This is a genomic window from Pelobacter seleniigenes DSM 18267, from assembly GCF_000711225.1.
GTDB lineage: Bacteria > Desulfobacterota > Desulfuromonadia > Desulfuromonadales > Geopsychrobacteraceae > Seleniibacterium > Seleniibacterium seleniigenes.
Window position 1 is genome coordinate 2,158,919 of sequence record NZ_JOMG01000002.1, and the last position, 23,599, is coordinate 2,182,517.

Consider the following 23,599-nt stretch of genomic DNA (forward strand, 5'->3'; position numbering starts at 1 on the left):
CCGTCTCCTTGGGGATCAGTCATTAAAAGGTCAGTTTTTTGAAATCCTCGATCTGGGCTTTAATGGCCAACTCGGTGGGCAGCCTTTCCATGCTGCTGGCACCGTAGAAACCGTTGATGCCTTTGGTGCGCGCCAGGACATACTGGGCATCTTCGGGCATGGCAATGGGACCGCCGTGACAGAGAACGATGACATCTTCCCGCACTTCACGGGCAGCGGCAGCCCATTCCTGGATCAGTTCAATACAGTCATCCAGGGTTTTCGAGGTTTTCGCACCAATCGAGCCTTTGGTGGTCAACCCCATGTGGCAGACGATGATGTCGGCACCGGCCTCGGTCATTTTGCGGGCATCTTCGACGCTGAACACATAGGGGGTGGTGAGCAGATCGCGCTGGTGGGCCTGATGGATCGCCTCGACTTCCAGATCGTAGCCCATGTTGGTTTCTTCCAGATTGGCGCGGAACACTCCGTCGATCAGCCCGACGGTTGGAAAATTCTGCACCCCGGCAAAGCCGAGTTGTTCCAGCCGGGCGAAGAATTCATCCCAGATGACGAACGGGTCGGTGCCGTTGATGCCGGCCAGCACCGGGGTGTTTTTAACCACGGGAATGACCTCGTAGGCCATCTCGGTCACGATCTGGTTGGCGTTGCCGTAGGCCATTAGTCCGGCCAGGGATCCGCGACCGGCCATGCGATAGCGGCCGGAGTTATAGATCACAATCAGGTCGATGCCGCCTGCTTCCTCCCATTTGGCGGAAATCCCGGTCCCGGCGCCACCCCCGATAATCGGGGTTTTCTCTTTGCACATCTGCTGGAATTTTTCCATCAGTTCGCTTCTGGTGAATTTTTTCATGGTGATATCCTTTACTGATAAATGCATGTCGTGTTTCCGGGTTAGACGATATCATGAAATGCCTGCAATAAGGCCTCGGCAAACTCCGGATCGTTAATGTGATAATCGTATTTAAGCAGCTGATGGCTGTCGGTCTGGCGGAAGGTCGTTTCCAGGGCTGCGAAAAGAGCCTGATCCGCAGTGGGGTCGAAGAAGGGCTGCCCGGGGGCATCGATCATTGACACCCCTTTTAAAGGCAGCAGAAAGCGCACCGGTCCCGGGCAACGGTTCAGCTTTTCCGCGATCCAGGTGCCCATTTGGCGATTTTCCTCCGCGGTGGTTCGCATCAGGGTGACCTGCGGGTTGTGCACGTAAAGGTTGCGGTCGCGATATTTTTCCGGAACCGTATCTTTGGCCCCGAAGTTAACCATATCCAGCGCACCGACCGAGCCGACATAGGGGAGTCCGCTGCGGATGACCGCGCCCAGTCGGTCTTCCCCGGCACTCATCACCCCGCCCATCAGCAGGTCGCAAACTTCGGTGGTGGAGATGTCGATGACCGCCTTGAGCATGCCCGAATCGAGGAGTTTTTCCATAGACTGACCGCCGGTTCCGGTGGCGTGAAAAACCAGGCATTCATACTGATCTTCGAGACGGCTGCGGACGGCGTCTACGCAGGGGGTGGTGACGCCGAACATGGTCATGCCGATAGCCGGTTTGATCCCGCTTTGCCGGGGCAGGTCAAATTTGACCATCCCAGCGATGGCGTTGGCGGCATTGCCGAGCACCCTGGCGGAAATATTGTTGATGCCGGCGACATCGGTGACCGAGTACATCATGGCGATATCGTTGGGACCCACATAGGGTGCGACATTGCCGGAGGCGACGGTTGAGACCATGATTTTGGGGACACCGATGGGCAGGGCGCGCATCCCTTCGGTGGCCAGGCTGGTGCCGCCGGAGCCGCCCAGGCCGATGATGCCGGCGACCTCGGCCAGGTTGCTGGTGAGATATTGCGCAAAAGCCTGCGCCATGAGTTCGACAAACTTCCCCCGATCTTCGATATCTTCTAGGAAATCACCGCCTTGCGGGTGACTGGCGGCAACCGTGTGATGGTTTACATCGACTGCTCCGGTGGCCGGTCTGCTGCCGATATGGACGAGAACGGTCGGCAAATTCTGCTTGTTAATGATGTCGCGGACATATGCCAGCTCCTGGTACTTGGTATCGCATGTCCCGACCACGAACACTTTCTTCATGCTCTCCTCCCTTGTCTGATGGGGAAAAACGAAGCCTCTCACACTGCTTCGGACGATCGCGAAAGTGACTGCCTGAGCTATGAAACCCTTCAGGTATCAGGTTTGAGCGTATATCTTCTGGCGTTGATTCCCCGGGAAAAGATCTCTGCCGGGATGCAGCCTGGGCGGCTGTCCAATAAAAGGTGAGCGGGTACAGCATGGCGAGATGCGGTCGCGGAAGAATTGGCCATAGCCGAACCTTACCGCAAAAACCGGAGATTTCAACCCTGCCGGGAAATCACCCAAGGGGCAGCTGTTCAACGATGGCTTCTTCTTCCCGGACCTCCTCGGCCTGAGCGCTGAGCATATAGATGATGGACCACTTTGGTTTGGGGTTGAATTGCGGCTGGGTACAACAGAACACATGAATGGTATTCGTCTCATCAACGGCGAACAGGGGGAGGGCGCGCTGCTGATGTTTTTCCATAAAATGTTTGAAGGTGAATTGTTCGGTCAATCTGGTGGTATGGATCTTTCCGCCCTGCTCCAGATTGGCAAATATGGTGGAGAAAGTGACTTGGGTGCCGAACAGGGTTCTCCCCTGGGTTCTTTTCGGCAGCTGGACGCGTTCCGGGAGGCCTTTTTGATGCCTGGTTTGGAGGATAAACAGGTGTTGTCGGTCGAAATACATCCGGAAATGCATCAGTGCCGAAACATTGATGTTTTCTGACGGTGCCAGAGCCAGAACGCGACCAATGCCGGCCATGTTCAGATGGCGTTCGGCGTGATCGGAGAGAGGATTGCCGAAATAGGTTTTCAGCTCAGCGGCTTTGGCTTTGGAGATGTTGTCCCAGTTGGTGTCGGTCAGCAGGGCTTGAACCCCGCTTTGGGTCAGGGCTTTGGCGATGGCCCGGGCGACCAGGTTGGCGCCGATGATCAGAAATCCTTTCGGGTCCGGTTCGGCCACGCCCAGCCAGCGGGCGAGGGGACGGGCGGTGATGCTCTGGATCACCACAGTGGCAATGATCACGAAAAAGGTCAGGGGGACCAGCAGGGCGGCATCGGCATAGCCGCTTTTGGTCAGTTGCACGGCAAACAGCGCAGAGATGGCCGCGGCAACGATTCCCCGCGGGGCAATCCAGGCGAGCAGGTTGCGTTCCGGCCAGGACAGCTTGGAGTGGATTGCAGAGACCATGACGTTCAGCGGCCGGGCCAGAAACTGGATGGCTATGAACAGAAACACGGTGCGCCAGCCGAGATCAAGCAAGGCATTGATATCCAGCCGGGCTGCGAGCATGATGAACAGCAGCGAGATCAGCAGGACACTGACGCTCTCCTTGAAGTTGAGGATTTCGCCCATATCGACATCCTGCATATTGGCGAGCAGGATTCCCATCACCGTTACGGTGACCAGGCCGGACTCCGGTTGCAGCAGGTTGGACAGGTTGAAGGTGACAATAACCAGGGTCAATGCGCCGACATTGTGCAAAAACTCCGGCAACCAGTGGCGCTTGATGGAAAGCCCGAACAGGAAGCCGCTACCGGCGCCGATGAGCCCCCCGACGCTCAGCAGTTTAGCGAAGGTCAACAGGGTATGGCCGATACCGTCCTGACCGCCGCCGGAGATGATGAATTCATAAATCAGCACGGCCAGCGATGCCCCGATGGGATCGATGACAATCCCTTCCCAGCGCAGAATGTTGGCAACCGCCGGGGTCGGACGCACGGTGCGCATGAGCGGGGCAATCACGGTCGGACCGCTGACCACGGTGATGGCGCCGAACAGCAGGGCGATTTGCCAGGACAATCCGATGGCATAGTGTGCCGCCACCGCGGTGATGACCCAGGTGACCAGCATACCGAAAGAAACCATGTTGCGGACCACGCTCTGCAGGCCGCTGATCTCCCGAAAATTCAGGGTCAGGCTGCCTTCAAACAGAATGATTGCTACCGACATGGAGACAAAGGGGAAGAACAGTTCGCCGAGGACCTGTTCGGGCTTGAGGATGCCGAAGACCGGGCCGGCCAGAATTCCCGTGAACAGCAGGAAGATGATAGCCGGCAGGCGAACACGCCAAGCGATCCACTGACAGGCGATGCAGGCGGCAAGGGTCACCGCAATAATAAAGGTCAATTGTTCATGCAGCATCGTGATGAGTGCTCCGAACGGTGATTATCCGGGCGCGGCTGAAAACGTTCCGCCCGGCCGGTGAATGAGTCAATATGAAAAACCGCAACACCTGCTTGCGGTTTTTCCGGGTTTCGCCAATGGGGTTTTTGCCCAGCTTGTTAAAGGGTAGATGAGTCTCCTGCCGAATACAAGCTGCGCCGGCATTTTTGCTCCGGCGTGTTTCTGGAATGACGGCAGTGCAGGCCCGGTCTATCTGGGAAAGCTTATCTCAGCAGGTATCTGCCGACCCAGTTTTTGGAAAATTGATAGGCGGTCCGTCCACAGCGTTTGGTCTTTTCATGAGTCCACTTGATGGCAGCCTGTTCCAACTCCTTATCCCAGGGGATCTCCTGGCCGAGCTGTTTGCTCCAGCGGTCAATACAGAGCTTGACCGCTTCCAGATAGCGATCCTGGGAAAAAACATGAAACGCGACCCAAAGACCGAAGCGGTCCGATAGCGAGCTTTTCTCTTCCTGGATTTCACTCTGCTGCAGTTCCCCCTTGACGTATTTCCCGCCGAGGTGATCCCCTTCGTATTCCGGGAGCAGGTAGCGCCGGTTTGAGGTCACATAGATCAGCACATTTTCCGGCGCCGAATAGACCGAACCGTCCAGCGCGCTTTTGAGCATTTTATAGGACAGCTCGCCGACTTCAAAGGTCAGGTCGTCGCAAAGCATAATAAACCGGTAGGGTTGTTCTTCCACTGCGGCAAAAATTTCCGAGATGTAGATAAGGTCCTCCTTCTCCACTTGGACGATGCGCAGCCCCTGGCCAGAAAATTCGTTGAGCAGGGCTTTGACCAGCGAGGACTTGCCGGTGCCGCGCGAGCCCCAGAGCAGGGCGTTGTTGGCCGGAAGCCCCTGCAGAAACTGGCGGGTATTGTTGATCATGATCTCTTTCTGCTTATCGACCCCCAGGAGTTCTCCAAGACGGGTGTTATCGGTCACCTTGACCGGTTCCAGGTAGCCGGAGAATGAGTGCCGGCGCCAGTTGGCCGCATAGCAGGTGGACCAGTCGATGGGTTTGGACGCTTTCGGCAGCAGCATTTCCACTGAGCCGAGCACGCGTTCCAGTTGCGCGACAACTTCGGGTTTCAGGTTCATCATCAGCTTGTTCTCCACATCATCATGTCGCTACGGGTTCAGGTTAACTCCGCAGCGGTTGGGCAATTGATATAAAAAAGGGCGGCCCAAACGGTCGCCCTTTTTGTTCTGCGCGGCAGGCAGCTGGTTATGCCGCTCCCGGTCCGCCCATGCCGCGGCGGGACTTACTGCGTTCGATGGATTGCAGGGCCAGGTATTCTTTGCCGAAGCGGTTGAGGTTTTCAATCTCATCGTCATACTGGTCGTAATGACGTTCCTCATCGACAACCAGGCTTTCAAAGAGGGTCTTGGACACGGAATCGGCATTGGCGCTGCATTCGTTGGCCCAGCGGTTGTAGTCGAGGGCGCTCTGTTCCTCCATGCCCTTGGCCATGGCCAGCATCTCTTCCACCTCGGTCACTTTTTTGACCTCGGCGGACGCCTTCATTTCCACTTCGCCGTTCAGGAACAGGATCCTTTCGGCCAATTGCTCGACATGAATCATTTCTTCGATGGCGGTTCTTTTGAACAGGTCGGCCAGCAGGTCGAAACCCTGGTCGTCACAATGAAAATGAAAATACATGTACTGGTGCAAAGCGGTGATTTCGTCAGCGACAGCTTTGTTTAACAGATCAATGCTTTTTTCGTGCATCACAGTTCTCCCGTCAGGAAATGATAAGGAAAGATCAGTTGCCCCATTTATTTTTGATACGTTCCACAGCGGTTTTGATGTTGTCCCGGTCGCCGAAAGCTGAAAGACGGAAATACCCTTCGCCGCTCGGGCCGAAGCCGCTACCCGGGGTGCCGACCACGTGACATTCGCTGAGCAGCTTGTCGAAGAAATCCCAGCTGCTCAGGCCCTGCGGGGTTTTCAGCCAGATGTAGGGGGAATCGACCCCGCCGTAGCAGGTGATGCCGGCTTCGGCCAAACCTTCGCGGATAATCCGCGCGTTTTCCATATAGTAATCGATGATCTCCCTGGTCTGCTGCCAGCCTTCCTCGGAATAGACCGCTGCCGCGGCTCTCTGAACCGGGTAGGAAGTACCGTTGAATTTGGTGGTCATGCGGCGCAACCAGAGTTTGTTGAGGGGATGCTTTTCGCCGTTCTGCTTGGTCCCTTTGACCTCATCCGGGATCACGACCAGGCCGCACCGCACGCCGGTGAAGCCAGCGGTTTTGGAAAAGGAGCGGAATTCGATGGCGCAGCTTTTGGCCCCTTCGATCTCGTAGATGGAGTGGGGGATGCCCGGGGTGGTGATGAATGCTTCATAAGCGGCGTCAAAGAAAATCACCGCGTCGTTGGCGTTGGCATAATCAACCCATTTTTTTAGCTCGTCCTTGCTGGCCACGGTGCCGGTCGGGTTGTTGGGGAAACAGAGATAGATGATATCGACCTTCTCCTTGGGCAACTCGGGGACGAAGTTGTTCTCCTCGGTGAAGGGCATGTAAACGACCCCTTTGTAGTAGCCCTTTTCATCGGCTTCACCGGTCCGGCCAACCATGACGTTGGTATCGTTGTAAACCGGGTAGACCGGATCGCCGATGGCCACTTTGTTGTCGAGGGCAAAAATATCGAGCATGTTGGCGCAGTCGCACTTGGAACCGTCGGAAATGAAGATCTCATGGGGCTTCAGTTCGACACCCAGCGGCTTGAAGCATTTCTCGATGAGCACCTCGGAGAGCCAATCATAGCCCTGCTCCGGGCCGTAACCGGCAAATCTATCCGTGGTTCCCAGGTCGTCCACAGCCTCGTGAAAGGCTTTCAGGACCGCCGGGGCCAGGGGTTGGGTGACATCACCAATACCAAGACGGATGATCTTGGCAGCGGGGTTGGCGCTGCTGAATTCGCGTACCCGACGGGCAATTTCCGGAAACAGGTAACCTGCTTTGAGTTTCAGATAGTTTTCGTTGATAAGTGCCATAATTGGTGAATCTCCTGATCGGTCAAATAAAACAGATAAGTTAAAGGCGGCTTGCTGCAAGCCGCCTTGTTTCAATATGAGCGGATTACTGGGCCTTTTCCTGTACCCATTCGCCGGCTTTTTCCATGTCCTTGCCCAGGCCGCGGAAGGTTTCACAGCCGTTCAACAGCACCAGCAGCATAACCAGGAATACCAGCAACAGTCGTTGTTTCATTGGCTGACTCCGTAACGGCAGACCGAATACATCAGTTCAATTCCAAGACATCCTGCATGTCGTAGAGTCCAGGTCCTTTGCCCTGTAACCATTGGCAGGCCCGGGCTGCGCCGCGGGCGAACATGTCCCGGCTCATGGCGCGGTGGCTGATTTCGATGCGTTCGCCCATGCCGATGAAATAGACGGTGTGTTCGCCGACAATATCGCCGCCGCGCACGGTCTGCATGCCGATTTCGTCCTTGCTGCGTGCGCCGCACATCCCTTCCCGGTGGTAATTGGCCACCTGGTTGTAATCCCGGCCCAGGGTCTCGGCGACGACTTCGCCCATGCGCACGGCAGTGCCGGACGGGGAGTCTTTTTTCTTGTTATGGTGCAGTTCGACGATTTCGACGTCGAAATCGTCCCCCAGAATCCTGGCGGCCTCTTTCAGCAGCTTGAAGCAGGCATTGACGCCGACACTCATGTTCGGCGCAAGAACCACCGGGATCTGTTCGGCATATTGTGCAACCCGGTCTTTTTGGGCGGGGGTGAAGCCGGTGGAGCCGCTGACGATCATTTTACCCAACCGGGCGCAGACCTCGATGTTCTGCAGCGTCACTTCCGGAAAGGTGAAGTCGATGAGGACATCGGCCTGTTTCATGACTGCGGCCAGGTCGGCACTGATGGTGACACCAAGCTCACCTGCACCGGCCACCAGGCCGGCATCCATCCCGAGCTGCGGATGCCCACTGCGTTCGGTTGCACCGACCAGCTCAAGACCTTGCGCTTCTGCGACCGCATGAATCAGGCGGCCACCCATCCGGCCGGCCGCGCCAACTATGGCAACTTTCATCATTTTTCTTCCTTCAACAACAATTTATTGACAGGGGGCAGTGAGGGGCTTTTCCTCCATCAACTGCCCGCTGCTCAGATCAGTTCATGCTTGCGCAGCACGGCCTGAAGTTTGTCCAGGGAGCTTTGTTGCAGGCTGAACAGGGGAAGCCGAACATCGGGACGGCACTGCCCGAGCAGGCCGGCCGCGGTTTTGACCGGTACCGGATTGGATTCCACAAACATCGCCTGGTGAACATCCAGCAACTCCAGGTGCAGCCGTCGGGCGTCCTCCCAGCGGTTGTCGAAAACCGCCTGGACCATGGCTTTGACCTGAGCCGGCATGATGTTGGCGGTGACCGAGATCACGCCTTTGCCGCCGCAGGCCATCATCGGCAGGGTCAGGAAATCGTCCCCGGAGATGATGTCTATCTTGTCCCCGGCCCGGGCGATGATTTCGCTCGCCTGGGTGAGATCCCCGGAGGCTTCTTTAATGGCGACAATATTGGCGAATTCAGCCAGGCGCACAGTGGTGGCGGCACTCATGTTGGTGCCGGTTCGGCCGGGGACGTTGTAAAGAATCTGCGGCAGGGCGATATTTTCAGCGAGGGCTTTGAAATGCTGATAGAGCCCTTCCTGGGACGGCTTGTTATAGTACGGAGCGACCAGCAGCAGGCCGTCTGCCCCCATCTCTTTGGAGTGGTGCGAGATCTCGATGGCTTCGGCGGTGGAGTTGGAACCGGTCCCGGCGATCACCGGAATTCGTTTGTTGACTTGTTCGATACAGGCTTTAATGACCTGGTTGTGTTCTTCGTAATTAAGGGTCGCCGATTCCCCGGTGGTCCCGCAGGGAACGATGACATCGGTTCCGTTTTCAATCTGGAACTCAATCAGTTGGCGGTAGCTGTCCTCATCAAATTGTCCTTCTTCATTGAAGGGGGTGATCAGGGCCACCATGGATCCGTGAAACATTTTTTTCCTCCCTTTTGGGCAGTTGGATAAACTGTAATTGTTAACACACCACCCGCTGAAAGTAAAGCTCCGCTCCTCTGGAGAGCCGTGGGAAAGACTTTGAAAACAGTCAGTTACAACAGTCCTGTGGCGGGTTTGCATCAGAGTATACACTACTGTCCGGGACACTGCCATGAAGCGGCCGGACCGGCCCCTTCCTGCCGCAGGCGGAGAGGGCGATGGTCACAACCAGCAACAGCAGTAATTTTTTATTGAACGACATCATTTCAAGCGTCCTTGAGTCGGGCCAGTTCCCGCTCGACTGCTTCGCGAGCTGTTCCGCCGGTCGCTTTACGGGCATTGACCGAGGCTTCGAGGGTGACGTAATCGTAAATATCCTCATCGATTAGCGCGGAAAATTCCCTGAATTCAGCCAGGCTGAGTTCAGGGATATCCTTGCCGGTCTCAACGCAGTAACGGACGGTTTTGCCGACCACTTCATGGGCCTGGCGGAAAGGCAGGCCTTTCCGGACACAATAGTCGGCGACATCGGTAGCGGTGGAAAAACCACGCGCCGCAGCGATGCGCATGTTGTCTGCTTTGACTTTCATCTGGGCGATCATGTCGGCAAAGACCTTCACGCTTCCCTTGATGGTGTCGATGGTATCAAAGAGCGGTTCTTTATCTTCCTGCATGTCCTTGTTGTAGGCCAGTGGCAGGGATTTCATCAGTGTTAGCAGCGCAATCAGGTTGCCGTAGACGCGCCCGGTCTTCCCCCTGACCAGTTCGGGAACATCCGGGTTTTTCTTTTGTGGCATGATTGAGCTGCCGGTGCAAAAGGCATCGGACAGCTCGATGAAATTGAAATCGGCGCTCGACCAGAGGATCAGCTCTTCGGACAGGCGCGACAGGTGCATCATCAGAATTCCGGCAAAACTGCAGAATTCAATGGCGAAATCACGATCCGAGACGCTGTCCAGGCTGTTGCGGGTCACGCCGGCGAAACCGAGCTTTTCCGCAACCCACTCGCGGTCGATGGGGAAGGTGGTTCCAGCCAGGGCTCCCGCACCGAGGGGCATGACATTGAAACGAGCGCGCAGGTCCTGCAGGCGGCTGATGTCGCGGGCGATCATTTCCCGGTAGGCCAGCATGTGATGACTGAACAGCACCGGCTGGGCGGTCTGCAAATGGGTATAGCCCGGCATGATAACATCTAAATTCTGCTGCGCCTGGGTCACCAGGGCAGCTTCAAGCCGGTCCAGAAACCCGAGCACGGTATCGATCTCATCGCGCAGGTAGAGTCGGATATCGACGGCAACCTGGTCGTTGCGGCTGCGGCCGGTGTGCAGCTTGCCGCCCACCGCACCGATCCGATCAATCAACCGGGCTTCAATATTCATGTGGATATCTTCGAGGGCTACGGAAAATTCGACTTTCCCGGCTTCAATGTCGGCCAGAATAGCGTCGAGGCCGGCAATGATCTGTGCCGCTGCGTCCGCTTCGATGATCCCCTGCCGGCCGAGCATTTCAGCGTGGGCCTTGGAGCCCGCGATATCATAACGGTACAGGCGCTGGTCGAACTCGATCGAAGCGGTGAATTCTTCGACAAACTTATCGGTCGGTTGGGTAAAACGACCGCCCCACAATTTACTGCTCATTTCTTCTCCGTTGGGAACCCTCCGGTTCCGGTAGTCCTGTCCGCGCCGGTCGGGGCGCAAAAATCGCTGCGCCCCGACCGGTTCAGGAGGCCATTATTTTTGGGCCAGACGCTGCATGGCGGCAATGCGCAAACGCAGGGCATTCAGTTTGATAAAACCTTCCGCATCCGCCTGGTTGTACACTTCATCAGCTTCGAAGGTGGCGAAATCGACATTGAACAGGCTGTCGGTGGCCGAGTCACGGCCGACCACCCGGCAATGGCCCTTGTAGAGCTTGATCCGGGCTTTACCGTTGACCGTTTGCTGGGTCTGGTCAATGAGGGCCTGCAGGGCGATCCGCTCGGGAGCGAACCAGTAACCGTTGTAGACCATATCCGCGTAACGCGGAATCAGCGAATCGCGCAGGTGCATGACCTCGCGGTCCATGGTGATCGATTCGACGGCCCGGTGGGCTTCTTCGAGGATGGTGCCGCCGGGGGTTTCATAGACGCCGCGGCTCTTCATGCCGACATAGCGGTTTTCCATGAGGTCGACCCGGCCGATCCCATGTTTGCCGCCCAGTTCGTTCAGTTTCAGCATCAGCTGAGCCGGTGACAAACGCTCACCATTGATGGCGACCGCGTCCCCTTTTTCGAACTCGATTTCGACGTATTCCGGCTGATCAGGGGCGTCTTCCGGAGCGACGGTCAGCACATACATCTCTTTCGGGGCTTCGGTCCAGGGGTTTTCCAGGACATCCCCTTCAAAGGAGATATGGAGCAGGTTACGGTCGGAACTCCAGGGGAACTTTTTGCTGGTCGGCACCGGGATACCGTGTTTCTTGGCATAGGCTTCCAGGGCGGAGCGGCTGTTCAGGTCCCATTCCCGCCAGGGTGCGATGACCTTGACCGAAGGGTCGAAATGATAATAGGAGATTTCGAACCGAACCTGGTCGTTGCCTTTCCCGGTGGCGCCGTGAGAGACCGCGTCAGCTCCTTCCTTGGCGGCGATTTCCATCTGCGCCTTGGAGATCAGCGGCCGGGCGATGGAGGTGCCGAGGAAATAGCGGCCTTCGTAAATGGCATTGGCCCGGAACATGGGGAACACGAAATCACGGGCGAATTCTTCCTTCAGATCAAGGATATGACAGGCGCTTGCCCCGGTCTGTTTGGCTTTTTCCGGAATATGATCCAGCTCTTCGCCCTGACCAAGGTCAGCGGAAAAGGCAACCACTTCACAACCGTATTCCTCGATCAGCCACTTGAGGATGATTGATGTATCCAGCCCGCCGGAATAGGCGAGTACCGCTTTTTTGACTTGTCCTTGTTTACTCATTGCTAAGCTCCTTGGTGGTTAGAGCGAACAGCACCGACTCCTGAACTTTTCCGGTGGCCGGTTTGGCGAAGCTTCGAACTTCTGGCCGGGTTCGCTCCTCAATTTTAAATTATCCTAAAAAATATTCCGATGAATAGAGGCCATTTTACAGTTTGATGACATAGGTATCTGCCATGCGATCATGCAGGCCCTGCTTCTGCTCGTCAAATGCGACCATCAAATAGCCGATTCCGAAGATGATGGCGGCAATGAATTTGGCCGGAATCTCCCGGAACGCGGCCCGGCCGAAACCGATCTGGCTGCCGTTGCGCCTGATCACCTTGATGCGCAGGGCCATTTTTCCCGGAGTCTGGCCGCAATAACCGGTAAAGACGATGGAGTAGGCAAAACTCAGGGCATAACTGAAAATCTGCACCAGTACGGTCAGGGTACCGACGCTCCCTTCGCTGAAGCCCAGGGAGACGATGCCGGCAAAGGCCAGCACCGCCCCGAGCACAAACTGCAGGGAAAACACAATGATCATATCGACAACCGCTGCAACCAGGCGGATCCAGAATCCGGCCTTGGGGAGAGCCTCGGCTGCAGTGCGCGTTTCACGGATCGGCTGCTCGTCCTGTCCTTCGGTGGTGCTCCGGACCGGCGCAGCATCCTCCTGGCTCGGGAGCGGAAACACCTGGCCGCATTTGGGGCAGGTCACCCGGGAGACTCCCGCGGGGATCTGCTGCTCGGCGACGGTCCTGGAAAATCCGCACCAGGGGCAGGAAATCAACATTTTAGCGAGCCATCAGGGTAGCCAGGATCGCTTTTTGGACATGCAGGCGATTTTCCGCTTCATCGAAAATGATCGACTGCGGGCCTTCCATGACCTCATCGGTGATTTCCTCATCGCGGTGGGCCGGCAGGCAGTGCATGACCACGGCTTCCGGAGCGGCCAGCTTCAGCAGGTCACTGTTGATCTGAAATCCTTTGAAGGCCTGTTCGCGCTCCAGCTGTTCGGCTTCCTGTCCCATGCTGGCCCAGACATCGGTGTTAAGAACATCTGCGCCAGCTGCAGCTTCGCGCGGATCTGCGGTAAGCAGCAGTTTGACCCCGGCCTGACGGGCCTTGGCAATCACTTCGGCGTTCGGCTGGTAGTTGGCCGGTGTCGCCACCCGCAGCTCAAAGCCGAAGGTCGCAGCGGCGTTGATCCAGCTGTTGGCCATGTTGTTGCCGTCGCCGATCCAGCAGTATTTGAGGTTGCGATAGTCCTGTTTGTGCTCGATAACGGTGAACAGGTCAGCCATGACTTGGCAGGGGTGACAGAGATCGGTCAGCCCGTTGACGATGGGTACATAGCTGTGCTGGGCAAACTCCTCGACCACGGCATGGGAAAAGGTCCGGATCATGATGCCGTCACAGTAGCGCGCCATGACCCTGGCGGTGTCCTTGATCGGTTCCCCGCGCCCCATCTGGGTGTTGCCGGAATGCAGGAACAGGGCGTGCCCGCCCAGCTGATACATGCCGACTTCAAAGGAAATCCGGGTTCTGGTCGAGCTTTTTTCGAAAATCATCCCCAGGGTCTGGCCTTCGAGAAGCCGGTGCGGGGTCCCTTCCTTCTGCTTCTGCTTCAGTTCGGCGGTCAGGGTGAAGATCTTTTCCAGGTCTTCCACCGACCAATCGGAAATGGACAGAAAGTCTTTGTTCATCTTATATCTCCTGATACGGACTTGCAGCGTCCGGGAAAGGCTCCTCCCTGGCGCTGCAGCCATTTAAAGTTCAGCTAAAATACCGTCGAGAGTAGCGATCATCTGATCGATTTCATTGCTGGTCACGATGAGCGGTGGCACAAATCGCAGGACTGTACCGACCGTACAGTTGAGCAACAAGCCGCGCTCCAGCGCGGTTTTGACAATGCCGGCACCTTCGATGGTCAGTTGCATGCCCAGAATCAGGCCGCGGCCACGGACTTCAGTAATAAAGGGGTACTTCCCCTTAAGCTCTTCCAGCTTGCCACGCAGGTACTCGCCCATGGCTACGCAGTTGGCGAGTACACTGCCTTCGAGCAGGACTTTCATGGTGGCGACGGCCGCGGCGGTGACCAGCGGATTGCCGCCGAAGGTCGAGCCGTGCGTTCCCGGGCCAAGGACATCGATATAGGGATTGCGGGCGATCATCGCGCCGATGGGCGGACCACCGGCCAGGGCCTTGGCCAGGGTCAGAATGTCCGGCTCGATCCCTTCCTGCTGGTAGGCAAAGAGGGTTCCGGTCCGCCCCAGGCCGACCTGGATTTCATCGAAGATCAGCAGCAGTTCATGCTCGTCGCAGAACTCCCGGACCGCTTTCAAGTAACCGGCCGGCGGGACGTTGACGCCGCCTTCCCCCTGAATCGGTTCGAGCATGACACCGGCGGTTTGTGGACCGACAGCTGCCTTCAACGCGTCCAGGTCCCCGTAGGGGATGTATTTGAAGCCGGGACTCAGCGGGTTGAAGCCCTGCTGGATTTTCTCCTGGCCGGTGGCGCTCAGGGTGCCCAGGGTGCGGCCGTGAAAAGAGGCTTTGGCGGTGAGGATTTCAAAGCGCTGACCGGCATATTTTTCCGCACAGTATTTGCGGGTCAGTTTGATGGCCGCTTCATTAGCTTCGGCCCCCGAGTTGCAGAAGAACACCCGGTCGCCAAAGGAGTTGGCGCAGAGCAACTCGGCCAGCTCGATCTGGCTTGGGATGTGGTAATAGTTGGAACAGTGAATCAGCGTGGCGGCTTGCTCCTGCAGCGCCTTGACCACAGCTGGGTGGCAGTGACCGAGGTTATTGACCGCGACCCCGGCGAGAAAATCGAGATAGCGGTTACCGTCGATGTCGGTCAGCCAGCAGCCTGCGCCGCTGGCGGCGACGAGCGGATACCGGCCGTAGGTTTTGGCGACATGGGCGAGGCCCCGATCGATCCATGCTTGGGACGTTTTCATCAGTTGTACCTCGCTACGGCTGTGCCGATGCCTTTGTCGGTAAAAATTTCCAGCAGGCAGGCATGTTCCATCCGCCCGTCGATGATATGGGTTTTGGCGACTCCCTCTTCCACGGCATCCACGCAGCAGTTTACTTTTGGGATCATGCCGCCGGAAATGGTTCCGTTGTTGATCAGGTCGGGAACCCGTTGGATATCGATGGTCGAAATCAGCTTGCCCTCTTTGTCTTTAACCCCTTCGATATCGGTCAAAAGAATCAGCTTTTCCGCTTCCAGCGCGCCGGCGATCTTGCCTGCGACCAGGTCGGCGTTGATGTTGAAAGTTTCCCCGTTCAGACCGCTGCCGATAGGGGCGATCACCGGAATGAAGTTGCTTTTCTCCAGGGCGTTGATGATATGGGGATCGACGGCTTCAACTTCGCCGACCATGCCGATATCGATAATTTCCGGGGTCAATGTCTCTGGATTGATGGCGGTCATTTCCAGTTTGCGGGCGCGAATCAAGCCGCCGTCCTTGCCGGTGATCCCGACTGCTTTACCGCCATAGCGGTTGATGTTGGCGACGATTTCTTTGTTGACTTTACCACCGAGTACCATCTCCACCACATCCATGGTGGCGCTGTCGGTGACCCGCATCCCCTGAACAAAGTGGCTCTCAATCTTCATGGCGTCAAGCACTTTGCCGATCTGCGGTCCGCCACCGTGGACGACCACCGGGTTGAGCCCGATATATTTCATCAGAATGATATCGCGGGCGAACCCCTCCTTGAGTTTTTCATCGACCATGGCGTTGCCGCCGTATTTGATAACGATGGTCTTACCGTAGAAACGCTTGATCCAGGGGAGCGCTTCCATCAGTACATTGGCTTTTCCAATCAATTCCTGCATAGCTCAGATCCTGTAGTGCACCCTTTCGGCGGGCTCATTGGCCGCGGCCGGAGGTGGGCGCGTGAATATCTGTCAAGATTCAGCAGGCTTTTCGCTGGAGTCCCGGTTTCCTCTGACCCCATAGGGCAGGTCCGGTCCGCGCTGAAGGTGTTGAACCCGGCAGACAGAATTAAAGAATATAACGCGACAGATCTTCGTCCTTGCTGATCTCCGACAATCGTCGTCGGACCTCTTCGGCGCTGATCCGGATATCCTCCTGAGACAGCTCAGGCGCCGAAAAAGACAGCTCTTCGAGGAGTTTTTCCATGATCGTGTGGAGGCGCCGCGCGCCGATATTTTCCGTCCGGTCGTTGACCATTTTGGCCATCCTGGCGATTTCCCGGATCGCTTCGTCGTCAAATGCGAGACTGATTCCTTCGGTCTTCATCAGCTCTTTGTACTGTCGGATCAGGGCGTTTTTCGGTTCAGTCAGGATGCGATAAAAATCGTCCTCGCCAAGGCTGTCCAGTTCGACCCGGATCGGGAACCGTCCCTGCAATTCGGGGATCAGATCCGCGGGTTTGGCGATATGAAAGGCCCCGGCCGCAACGAACAGGATGTGGTCGGTCTTGACCGCGCCATGCTTGGTGTTGACCGTACTCCCTTCGACAATGGGCAGGATGTCCCGCTGCACGCCTTCGCGGGATACTTCCGGGCCGTGGACCCCTTCACGACTGGCGATCTTGTCAATCTCGTCGATAAAGATGATCCCGTTCTGCTCGGTACGTTCCCGGGCCAGGGTAGTGACGTTTTCCATGTCGATGAGTTTCTCGGCTTCTTCGTCAATAAGCAGCTGCCGGGCCTCGCTGACTTTGACCCGTTTGCGCTTGGTGTTTTTAGGCAGCAGGTTACCGAACATCTCCTTGATGTTCATCCCCAGCTCTTCATTCCCCTGCGGGCTGAAGACCCCCATGGTCGGAATGCTGCTGACCTGGGTTTCGATCTCCACAAAGCGCTCGTCCAGTTCTCCCATGCGCAGCAGTTTGCGCAGCCGGTCGCGGGTATGCTGACGCTGTTCCTGTTTGTCGGGGGAGCGGTCGGTTTCCCCGGGCAGCAACAGGTCAAGCAGTTTTTCTTCCGCGTTGGCCTCGGCTTTGATGCGCATTTTCCGGGTTTCTTCCTCTTTGACCATGTTGATGGCCAACTCGAGCAGGTCACGGACCATGCTTTCGACATCGCGGCCGACATAGCCGACCTCGGTAAATTTGCTGGCTTCAACCTTGATAAAGGGAGCCTGGGCCAGTTTGGCCAGCCGGCGGGCGATTTCGGTTTTGCCGACCCCGGTCGGACCGATCATGATGATGTTTTTCGGGGCGATCTCGTCACGCAGCTCGGCCGGAACCTGCTGGCGCCGCCAACGGTTACGCAAGGCGACGGCAACGGCGCGCTTGGCGTCATTCTGGCCGATAATATAGCGATCCAGTTCGGAAACGATTTCTCTCGGGGTGAAATTTGTCACGCAAGAACCTCAACAGCAATACGGTCATTGGTATAGATACAGATATCGGCAGCGATGTGCAGCGCTTTCTCGACGATCTGGTCGGCGCTCAGCTCGGAATTTTCAACCAGGGCGCGCGCTGCCGCCAGGGCAAAACTGCCGCCTGAACCGATGGCGGCGACCCCGTCATCCGGTTCGATGACGTCACCAGCTCCGGAAATCACCAGCGTCACTTCAGCATCCGCGACAATCAGCAGGGCTTCCAGACGGCGCAGGACCCGGTCGGTCCGCCAATCCTTGGCCAAAGCCACGGCTGCCCGCGGCAGGTTGCCGCGAAACTCCTGCAGTTTGGCTTCGAACTTTTCAAACAGGGTAAAGGCGTCCGCAGTGCTGCCGGCAAACCCGGCCAGGACCCGGTCCTGATAGAGTCGGCGAATTTTACGGGCGCCATGTTTCATGACCGTGTTGCCGAGGCTGACCTGACCGTCACCAGCCAGGGCGACTTTACCGTTATGTCTGACGCAACAGATCGTGGTTCCTTTAAACACTGGTTTTCTCCGCTGTGTTCGGGCGCTTTGCCCGGTTGGTGGAAAGACGAAAGATAACATAAAAAAGGAGGTATAAAAAAGAGCTTAAAGCGAGGTTTTGGGGTGATTTGTAAATTTTGTTCGTCAGGAAATGCCTCCTGTCCGATATGCTTGGCTCGGGCCGATATGCTTGGGATGCCGGGTAGAACCGCGGGGCAGACCGGGGCGTACAGGCACCAGAACGGCAGGGGTCAAAGAACCGGAATGCAGGCTGGTAATTACATACGGGACACTAGGCGGGCAAGGGGAAGGCAATGGTCGCAGTTGTTCCCTGTTGCGCTTGACTGTCGATATAAAGCTGTCCGTTCATGCTGCGAATAAAATCACGGGCATAATAGAGCCCCAGGCCAAACCCTCTGACCTGGCCGGTATGCTCCGGGTCAACCTGATAGAACTTGTTGAAAATTTTGGCTAATTCCTGTTTGGGAATGCCGATGCCGGTATCCTTGATGCGGAGAATGATGCGATCACCTGCCACCTCGCCGGTCAAGGAGACGGAGCCGCCGTCCGGGGTAAACTTGATGGCATTGTCGAGCAGCGCGCGAATAGCGAAGTTGATACGTTGCGGATTGAGCAACACCGGTTTGTCCGGAAGGCGCTCCAGGCTGATGTGAAATGCGATATGGCGGCCCGCTGCGGCCGGTTCCAGAGCCAGGGCGACCTGATCGGCAATTTTTCGTAAATCGAGTTTTTCCAGCGGCAGGTCTTCGTCGGTCAAGGTTGCTTCACTGAAATAGAGCAGATCCTGGATCAGCTGTTCGAGATGGACCGTCTCGACCTGGACCATACTGACCATCTGTTGAAAATCCGCGTCATTGGGGCTTTCGATGCCGTCCGCGATATTCTGGATGAACAGGGATATGGCCGTGGCCGGGGTTTTCAACTTATGGGAAATCAGCCCGAGGAAATCGCTTTTCAGCTTGTCGGTCCGCTTCAGGGCAGCCAGCTCTTCGCGAATTTCCTGCTTTTCCAGGACGTTACTGACTGTGGTGCTGAGTTGCAGGATATTGATCGGCTTGTTGATGAAGTCGTCGGCACCGGCTTTGAGCGCGTCCAGGATCAGCTCTTTGTCAGAATAGCCGGTCATCAGGATGACCGCCAGGTCAGGGCGCTGTTGTTTGATCCGCTGCAGCAGTTCCAGTCCGCCGAGTCCCGGCATGATGACATCGCTGAGGACAACATCCACTTCGGAGTTCTCGAGAATTTTTAATGCTTCCAGGCCGTTTTCCGCCAACAGGATGTGGTAGGTATACAAAGCGCTGGCACAGAGTTCGCGAATGATCGGCTCATCATCGACGATCAGCAGGCTCTTGTGGTCTTTTTTGCCCAATGCAGTATCCATCAATCCAACTCGACTAGGTTGTTGAAAAAGTTCATCCGGCGACTTTTCCAAGCCCGGTCGGGAAAATAACGATTTTCCCAACCTCACAAAAGCAACAACTCCGTAGCGGAGCATTGTCTTTGCTTACCCCTCCTGGTGCGTCTTGGCTTTGTTTCACCAGTTTGTTATCGCAAGCCACCCTTTGTCATACGCTTTGCAAGGTCATTGTTTGGCCAGTTCAAAGCACTGCGGATAGAGGATTTATGCGGAAACAGCACGATGAAAGACAGTATAACAAGCTGGTTGAATATTTGTTGCCGGGGACGAATCATTTTAAAAAAACACCGCTTTGCAGCCTGGCTGCAAAGCGGTGCCGTTACCAACAGGGAACGTTCAGGCCAGTATTTTTTGGAGTTGTTCAGGAGCCGCCTGGAGCAGGGCCTCTATCTTGGCGGTGTCCGGGCCGCCGGCCTGGGCCAGCTCTGGCCGGCCGCCACCACGGCCGCCGACAATTTCCGCCAGCGGTCGGATCAGGTCACCGGCTTTGACCCGACCAGTCAGGTCTTTGGTCACTGCTACCAGCAGCGCAACTTTGTCACCGGCATCGGAGACCAGCACCAGCACACCGGAACCGAGCTTATCGCGCAGTTGGTCGGAAAATTCCCGCAGTCCCTTGCCGTCATTGCCAGGAACCTTGACGGCCAGCAGCTTGATGTCGCCGACCAGTTGGGCCTGATCGATCAGTTCCCCGCTGCGCTCGGCATTGATTTTGGACTGCAGCTGTTCCAGTTCTTTTTCCAGTTCCCGTTGATGTTCAAGCAGTTTGCCAAGGCGTGTTTCCAGTTGCTGGGGATCACTTTTGACCATTTCGGCAAGATGCAGCAGGGTTTTCTGCTGCTGCTGCACCAGGTCGAGGGCGGCCTGGCCGGTGACCGCTTCAATCCGGCGGACGCCGGCGGCGATCCCGCCTTCGCTGAGGATTTTAAAGAGCCCGATATCCCCGGCGGCCTTGGCGTGGGTTCCGCCGCATAATTCCATACTGTAATCACCGACCGAGATGACTCTGACCTCAGCGCCGTATTTTTCGCCGAACAGGGCCATGGCGCCGGCTTTTTTAGCGGCGTCGGCAGCCATCTGCTGTGTGTTGACCTGCGCGTTGACACGAATCTGCCGGTTGACTTCGGCCTCGATCTGGCTCAGCTCTGCGGCTGACACCGGAGAAAAATGGGTGAAGTCAAAGCGCAACCGCTCCGGGGTGACCAAAGAACCGGCCTGTTTGATGTGATCGCCGAGCTGGTTCTGCAGGGCAGCCTGGAGCAGGTGGGTGGCGGTGTGATTGATGACAATCCGCTGGCGGCGTTCCGCGTTAACGCTGATGGTGGCCTGGTCGCCGGTCTTGATGGCGCCGGTGACCACCTCGCAGAGGTGAACATAGAGGTCGGGCAGCGGTTTCTTGGTGTCGATGATGGTCAGTTTTGCCGCCGCGGTCTCCAACTGGCCGGTATCGCCGACCTGGCCGCCCGATTCCCCGTAACAGGGGGTGACCGAAGTGATGACTTCCACGGTTTCCCCACAGGCCGCTTCAGTCACCGGTTGCCCCTGGCGGAGCAGGGCAAGGACTTGGCCCTCATCTGTCAGTTTCAGGTAACCGCTGAATTCAGTGCGTACACCCTGGTCAACCAGTTGCTTGTAGATTCCGGAGATGACTTCTTCCCCGGAGCCTTTCCAATGCTCGCGGGCCTTGGCACGCTGCGCTTCCATGCAGCGTTCAAAGCCTTCTTCATCAAGGCGATAGCCGTCTTTTTCGACGATGTCGGCGGTCAGATCAAGGGGGAAGCCGTAGGTGTCATAGAGTTTGAAGACCGTTTCCCCGGGTATGACCTGCTGACCGGCAGCGGCCAGTCCGGCGATTTCGTCCTGAAGAATACGCAGGCCGTTGCCGAGGGTCTGGATAAAACGTTCCTCTTCATTCTGGACCACCTTGGCGACAAACTCCTTGCGGCCGGCTTCCTCGGGATAGGCGTCGGCCATGGATTCGAGCACGAAAACGCTGGTCTTGAACAGCACCGGGTCTTCAAAGCCGAGCATTTTGGCATGGCGCATGGCGCGGCGCATGATCCGCCGCAGGACATAGCCGCGCCCTTCATTACTGGGCAGCACTCCGTCGGCAATAAGATAAGCGGTTGCCCGACTGTGATCGGCCATGACCCGCATGGAGACATCGTCTTCGTCATTCTTGCCGTAAGTCTTACCGGCCAACTGTTCGATATAGCTGATGATGTTGCGCAGCAGGTCGGTGTCGTAATTGGAGAGCACGCCCTGCATGACCGTGGTGATCCGCTCCAGACCCATGCCGGTATCGACCGCGGGGCGGGGCAGGGGGATCAGGGTGCCGTCATCCTGACGATCGAACTGCATGAAGACGTTGTTCCAGATTTCCATATAGCGGTCGCAGTCGCAGCCGACCGTACAGTCCGGGGACCCGCAGCTCAGCTCAGGGCCGTTGTCATAGAAAATCTCCGAACAGGGGCCGCAGGGGCCGGTGTCTCCCATCTGCCAGAAATTGTCTTCCTCAAAGCGGAAAATGCGTTCCCGCGGAATCCCTTCCTGATGATGCCAGATGTCGGCCGCTTCATCGTCGTCGGTGTAGACGGAGACGTAAAGTCTGGATTTGTCGAGGCCGAGATCGACGGTGAGAAACTCCCAGGCAAAGGCGATGGCTTCCTTTTTGAAATAGTCGCCGAAGGAGAAGTTGCCAAGCATTTCAAAGAAGGTGTGGTGGCGTGCGGTGCGGCCGACATTTTCCAGGTCGTTGTGCTTGCCGCCGGCGCGAACGCATTTCTGCGAGGTGGTGGCACGGACATAGTCGCGTTTTTCCGCGCCCAGAAAGCAGTCCTTGAACTGGTTCATCCCGGCGTTGGTAAACAGCAGGGTGGGGTCGTTATGGGGGACCAGGGAGGATGAGGGCACAATCCTGTGGTCTCGCTGTTCAAAAAACTTCAGAAAACGGGCACGAATTTCATTACCGGTGAGCATTGCCAAGGACCTTTCTGTTACTGATTTATATCGCGATTCTTAACTGAATTAGTTGTCGTCCTGAAACTGCCCTTTTCCGCCATGGCGGTGTCAATCTGCGGGCTTATTTGTGCGGCGTAAAGAACTACGCCTCCGCATAAGCCGTTGATTCCCTTGCCACAACGAAAAATTGCTCGTTTCCAACCCATAAGTCGCAGCTGAATGAGGGATGATAATCGAAATAGCGCGGATTGAAAAGGGTTTTGTCCCGGCCTCCGCCGCCTGCAGAAAACCTTAGCGCCAGAGCTGTTCGATGAGCTCGGCAGTTTTCCGAAACATCGCCTGGGAACGATTGCTTTTTAACATGCCGATCTGAAGCGGGACCAAAAAGCTTTCCTGCTCCCAGATCCTCACGTCGGCCTGGGAACTGACGTCGCGGGCGTCGTCTTCACGCAGGATTCCAACCCCCTGGCCATCAATGATCAGCTCTTTGATAACGCTTTCGTCCATGGCGTCGATGGCATGGTTCGGGGTCAACTGCTCTTCCGCCATGCGGCGCAGAACGATGCCGTAAAACGGACAATCGTAGACCGACCAGATCCACGGCAGTTGCGCCAGCAACGGCCAGCTCAGGGAATCTGTTCCCGGTTTTAACAGCTGGTTGGGAATGACAATGCGCAGCCGACATTGGCCGATCTGGTGGGTGAAGATGTCCGGCGCTTGGTTATCTCCGAAGAAAAAGCCGATGTCGATCAGTTTGTCGCGCAGCATGGCCATGGTGCGGATGGTCTGACTGGAGACGAAGAAAAAATCGCTGCGGGGGAAGTGATTTTTCAGGACCCGGCTCAACCGGCTGACCTGGAGGAATTTGCCATCGGTGTTGATGCCGATTTTAAATGCCCGGGTGGTGCGGCCGCTCAACTGCTGGGCTTTTTCCTGAAAGGTATCAACCTGGCTGAGGATCGCCATGGCATGGGAGTAGAGAATCCGCCCCTGTTCGGTGAGTTCCATGCCCTTGGCGGTGCGGATGAACAGTTGCAGGGCGAGTCGTTCTTCCAGGACCTTGATCTGGTGCGACAGGGCGGACTGACTGATGAAGAGCGCGTCCGCAGCTTTCCGCAGATTGCCGGTTTCGACGATCCGGACAAAGGATTTTAACTGGTTGAGTTCCATGTTCTG

The 23,599-nt window shown here is 56.7% G+C and carries 21 protein-coding genes; all 21 read right to left on the reverse strand.

Features of this window, described 5'->3' with window-relative positions:
- Positions 1 to 22: 22 nt before the first annotated feature.
- The 21 genes from N909_RS0112720 to N909_RS0112820 all read right to left on the reverse strand — a co-directional run bounded on the left by N909_RS0112720 (position 23) and on the right by N909_RS0112820 (position 23,593).
- On the reverse strand, positions 23 to 853 hold the full coding sequence (locus tag N909_RS0112720; RefSeq protein ID WP_029915662.1) for a phosphoenolpyruvate hydrolase family protein: 831 nt from the start codon (positions 851 to 853) through the stop codon (positions 23 to 25).
- Between the two features lie 41 nt (positions 854 to 894).
- Positions 895 to 2,091: a Tm-1-like ATP-binding domain-containing protein gene (locus N909_RS0112725; protein ID WP_029915664.1), complete on the reverse strand. Its 1,197-nt coding sequence runs from the start codon at positions 2,089 to 2,091 to the stop codon at positions 895 to 897.
- A 277-nt stretch (positions 2,092 to 2,368) separates the two neighbouring features.
- Positions 2,369 to 4,219, reverse strand: coding sequence for a cation:proton antiporter (locus tag N909_RS0112730; RefSeq protein ID WP_029915665.1), 1,851 nt, complete (start codon positions 4,217 to 4,219; stop codon positions 2,369 to 2,371).
- A gap of 245 nt (positions 4,220 to 4,464) precedes the next feature.
- Positions 4,465 to 5,346 carry an ATP-binding protein gene (locus tag N909_RS0112735; RefSeq protein WP_029915668.1) on the reverse strand — a complete coding sequence of 294 codons (882 nt, stop codon included), beginning with the start codon at positions 5,344 to 5,346 and terminating at the stop codon, positions 4,465 to 4,467.
- Between the two features lie 124 nt (positions 5,347 to 5,470).
- Positions 5,471 to 5,974 carry a ferritin-like domain-containing protein gene (locus tag N909_RS0112740; protein WP_029915670.1) on the reverse strand — a complete coding sequence of 168 codons (504 nt, stop codon included), beginning with the start codon at positions 5,972 to 5,974 and terminating at the stop codon, positions 5,471 to 5,473.
- 34 nt (positions 5,975 to 6,008) lie between these two features.
- Positions 6,009 to 7,244, reverse strand: coding sequence for an LL-diaminopimelate aminotransferase (locus tag N909_RS0112745; protein ID WP_029915672.1), 1,236 nt, complete (start codon positions 7,242 to 7,244; stop codon positions 6,009 to 6,011).
- An 85-nt stretch (positions 7,245 to 7,329) separates the two neighbouring features.
- A complete protein-coding gene (locus N909_RS25725; RefSeq protein ID WP_155005934.1) occupies positions 7,330 to 7,458 on the reverse strand; it encodes an entericidin A/B family lipoprotein in 129 nt (42 codons plus the stop codon).
- A gap of 31 nt (positions 7,459 to 7,489) precedes the next feature.
- Positions 7,490 to 8,293, reverse strand: a complete 804-nt coding sequence (gene dapB / locus N909_RS0112755; RefSeq protein ID WP_029915675.1) for a 4-hydroxy-tetrahydrodipicolinate reductase — start codon at positions 8,291 to 8,293, stop codon at positions 7,490 to 7,492.
- A gap of 71 nt (positions 8,294 to 8,364) precedes the next feature.
- Positions 8,365 to 9,240, reverse strand: a complete 876-nt coding sequence (gene dapA, locus N909_RS0112760; RefSeq protein WP_029915676.1) for a 4-hydroxy-tetrahydrodipicolinate synthase — start codon at positions 9,238 to 9,240, stop codon at positions 8,365 to 8,367.
- 109 nt (positions 9,241 to 9,349) lie between these two features.
- Positions 9,350 to 9,505, reverse strand: coding sequence for an LPS translocon maturation chaperone LptM (gene lptM / locus N909_RS25730; RefSeq protein ID WP_155005935.1), 156 nt, complete (start codon positions 9,503 to 9,505; stop codon positions 9,350 to 9,352).
- 1 nt (position 9,506) lies between these two features.
- Positions 9,507 to 10,877 carry an argininosuccinate lyase gene (gene argH / locus N909_RS0112770; protein WP_029915678.1) on the reverse strand — a complete coding sequence of 457 codons (1,371 nt, stop codon included), beginning with the start codon at positions 10,875 to 10,877 and terminating at the stop codon, positions 9,507 to 9,509.
- A gap of 93 nt (positions 10,878 to 10,970) precedes the next feature.
- Positions 10,971 to 12,191, reverse strand: a complete 1,221-nt coding sequence (locus tag N909_RS0112775) for an argininosuccinate synthase (RefSeq protein ID WP_029915680.1) — start codon at positions 12,189 to 12,191, stop codon at positions 10,971 to 10,973.
- Positions 12,192 to 12,336: 145 nt separating this feature from the next.
- Positions 12,337 to 12,963: an RDD family protein gene (locus N909_RS26050; protein ID WP_051689738.1), complete on the reverse strand. Its 627-nt coding sequence runs from the start codon at positions 12,961 to 12,963 to the stop codon at positions 12,337 to 12,339.
- A gap of 1 nt (position 12,964) precedes the next feature.
- Positions 12,965 to 13,876 (reverse strand): ornithine carbamoyltransferase, encoded by a 912-nt coding sequence (argF, locus tag N909_RS0112785; protein ID WP_029915684.1) that lies wholly within the window; start codon positions 13,874 to 13,876, stop codon positions 12,965 to 12,967.
- Positions 13,877 to 13,939: 63 nt separating this feature from the next.
- The gene (locus N909_RS0112790; protein WP_029915685.1) at positions 13,940 to 15,133 is read right to left on the reverse strand and encodes an acetylornithine transaminase; all 1,194 of its coding nucleotides are present in this window, start codon (positions 15,131 to 15,133) and stop codon (positions 13,940 to 13,942) included.
- Positions 15,133 to 16,020: an acetylglutamate kinase gene (gene argB / locus N909_RS0112795; protein ID WP_029915687.1), complete on the reverse strand. Its 888-nt coding sequence runs from the start codon at positions 16,018 to 16,020 to the stop codon at positions 15,133 to 15,135. Before argB ends, N909_RS0112790 begins: the two co-directional genes overlap by 1 nt.
- A 169-nt stretch (positions 16,021 to 16,189) precedes the next feature.
- Entirely contained in the window at positions 16,190 to 17,518 is a 1,329-nt protein-coding gene (gene hslU, locus N909_RS0112800; protein WP_029915689.1) for an ATP-dependent protease ATPase subunit HslU, read from the reverse strand.
- A complete protein-coding gene (gene hslV, locus N909_RS0112805) occupies positions 17,515 to 18,045 on the reverse strand; it encodes an ATP-dependent protease subunit HslV (RefSeq protein WP_029915691.1) in 531 nt (176 codons plus the stop codon). Before hslV ends, hslU begins: the two co-directional genes overlap by 4 nt.
- Before the next feature lie 271 nt (positions 18,046 to 18,316).
- Entirely contained in the window at positions 18,317 to 19,426 is a 1,110-nt protein-coding gene (locus tag N909_RS0112810) for a hybrid sensor histidine kinase/response regulator (protein ID WP_029915692.1), read from the reverse strand.
- A 372-nt stretch (positions 19,427 to 19,798) separates the two neighbouring features.
- Entirely contained in the window at positions 19,799 to 22,441 is a 2,643-nt protein-coding gene (gene alaS / locus N909_RS0112815) for an alanine--tRNA ligase (protein WP_029915694.1), read from the reverse strand.
- Positions 22,442 to 22,714: 273 nt separating this feature from the next.
- Positions 22,715 to 23,593, reverse strand: a complete 879-nt coding sequence (locus N909_RS0112820) for a LysR family transcriptional regulator (protein WP_029915696.1) — start codon at positions 23,591 to 23,593, stop codon at positions 22,715 to 22,717.
- Positions 23,594 to 23,599 lie beyond the last annotated feature (6 nt).

What these genes read in the sequence shown, in the direction of transcription:
- N909_RS0112810 (WP_029915692.1), bottom strand. Translation starts at nt 19,426, where the DNA reads ATGGATACTGCATTGGGCAAAAAAGACCACAAGAGCCTGCTGATCGTC.
- dapA (WP_029915676.1), bottom strand. Translation starts at nt 9,240, where the DNA reads ATGTTTCACGGATCCATGGTGGCCCTGATCACCCCCTTCAATGAAGAA.
- N909_RS26050 (WP_051689738.1), bottom strand. Translation starts at nt 12,963, where the DNA reads ATGTTGATTTCCTGCCCCTGGTGCGGATTTTCCAGGACCGTCGCCGAG.
- N909_RS0112790 (WP_029915685.1), bottom strand. Translation starts at nt 15,133, where the DNA reads ATGAAAACGTCCCAAGCATGGATCGATCGGGGCCTCGCCCATGTCGCC.
- N909_RS0112720 (WP_029915662.1), bottom strand. Translation starts at nt 853, where the DNA reads ATGAAAAAATTCACCAGAAGCGAACTGATGGAAAAATTCCAGCAGATG.
- alaS (WP_029915694.1), bottom strand. Translation starts at nt 22,441, where the DNA reads ATGCTCACCGGTAATGAAATTCGTGCCCGTTTTCTGAAGTTTTTTGAA.
- N909_RS0112735 (WP_029915668.1), bottom strand. Translation starts at nt 5,346, where the DNA reads ATGATGAACCTGAAACCCGAAGTTGTCGCGCAACTGGAACGCGTGCTC.
- N909_RS0112740 (WP_029915670.1), bottom strand. Translation starts at nt 5,974, where the DNA reads ATGCACGAAAAAAGCATTGATCTGTTAAACAAAGCTGTCGCTGACGAA.
- argF (WP_029915684.1), bottom strand. Translation starts at nt 13,876, where the DNA reads ATGAACAAAGACTTTCTGTCCATTTCCGATTGGTCGGTGGAAGACCTG.
- N909_RS0112775 (WP_029915680.1), bottom strand. Translation starts at nt 12,191, where the DNA reads ATGAGTAAACAAGGACAAGTCAAAAAAGCGGTACTCGCCTATTCCGGC.
- lptM (WP_155005935.1), bottom strand. Translation starts at nt 9,505, where the DNA reads ATGATGTCGTTCAATAAAAAATTACTGCTGTTGCTGGTTGTGACCATC.
- N909_RS0112730 (WP_029915665.1), bottom strand. Translation starts at nt 4,219, where the DNA reads ATGCTGCATGAACAATTGACCTTTATTATTGCGGTGACCCTTGCCGCC.
- argB (WP_029915687.1), bottom strand. Translation starts at nt 16,020, where the DNA reads ATGCAGGAATTGATTGGAAAAGCCAATGTACTGATGGAAGCGCTCCCC.
- dapB (WP_029915675.1), bottom strand. Translation starts at nt 8,293, where the DNA reads ATGATGAAAGTTGCCATAGTTGGCGCGGCCGGCCGGATGGGTGGCCGC.
- N909_RS0112745 (WP_029915672.1), bottom strand. Translation starts at nt 7,244, where the DNA reads ATGGCACTTATCAACGAAAACTATCTGAAACTCAAAGCAGGTTACCTG.
- argH (WP_029915678.1), bottom strand. Translation starts at nt 10,877, where the DNA reads ATGAGCAGTAAATTGTGGGGCGGTCGTTTTACCCAACCGACCGATAAG.
- N909_RS0112820 (WP_029915696.1), bottom strand. Translation starts at nt 23,593, where the DNA reads ATGGAACTCAACCAGTTAAAATCCTTTGTCCGGATCGTCGAAACCGGC.
- N909_RS25725 (WP_155005934.1), bottom strand. Translation starts at nt 7,458, where the DNA reads ATGAAACAACGACTGTTGCTGGTATTCCTGGTTATGCTGCTGGTGCTG.
- N909_RS0112725 (WP_029915664.1), bottom strand. Translation starts at nt 2,091, where the DNA reads ATGAAGAAAGTGTTCGTGGTCGGGACATGCGATACCAAGTACCAGGAG.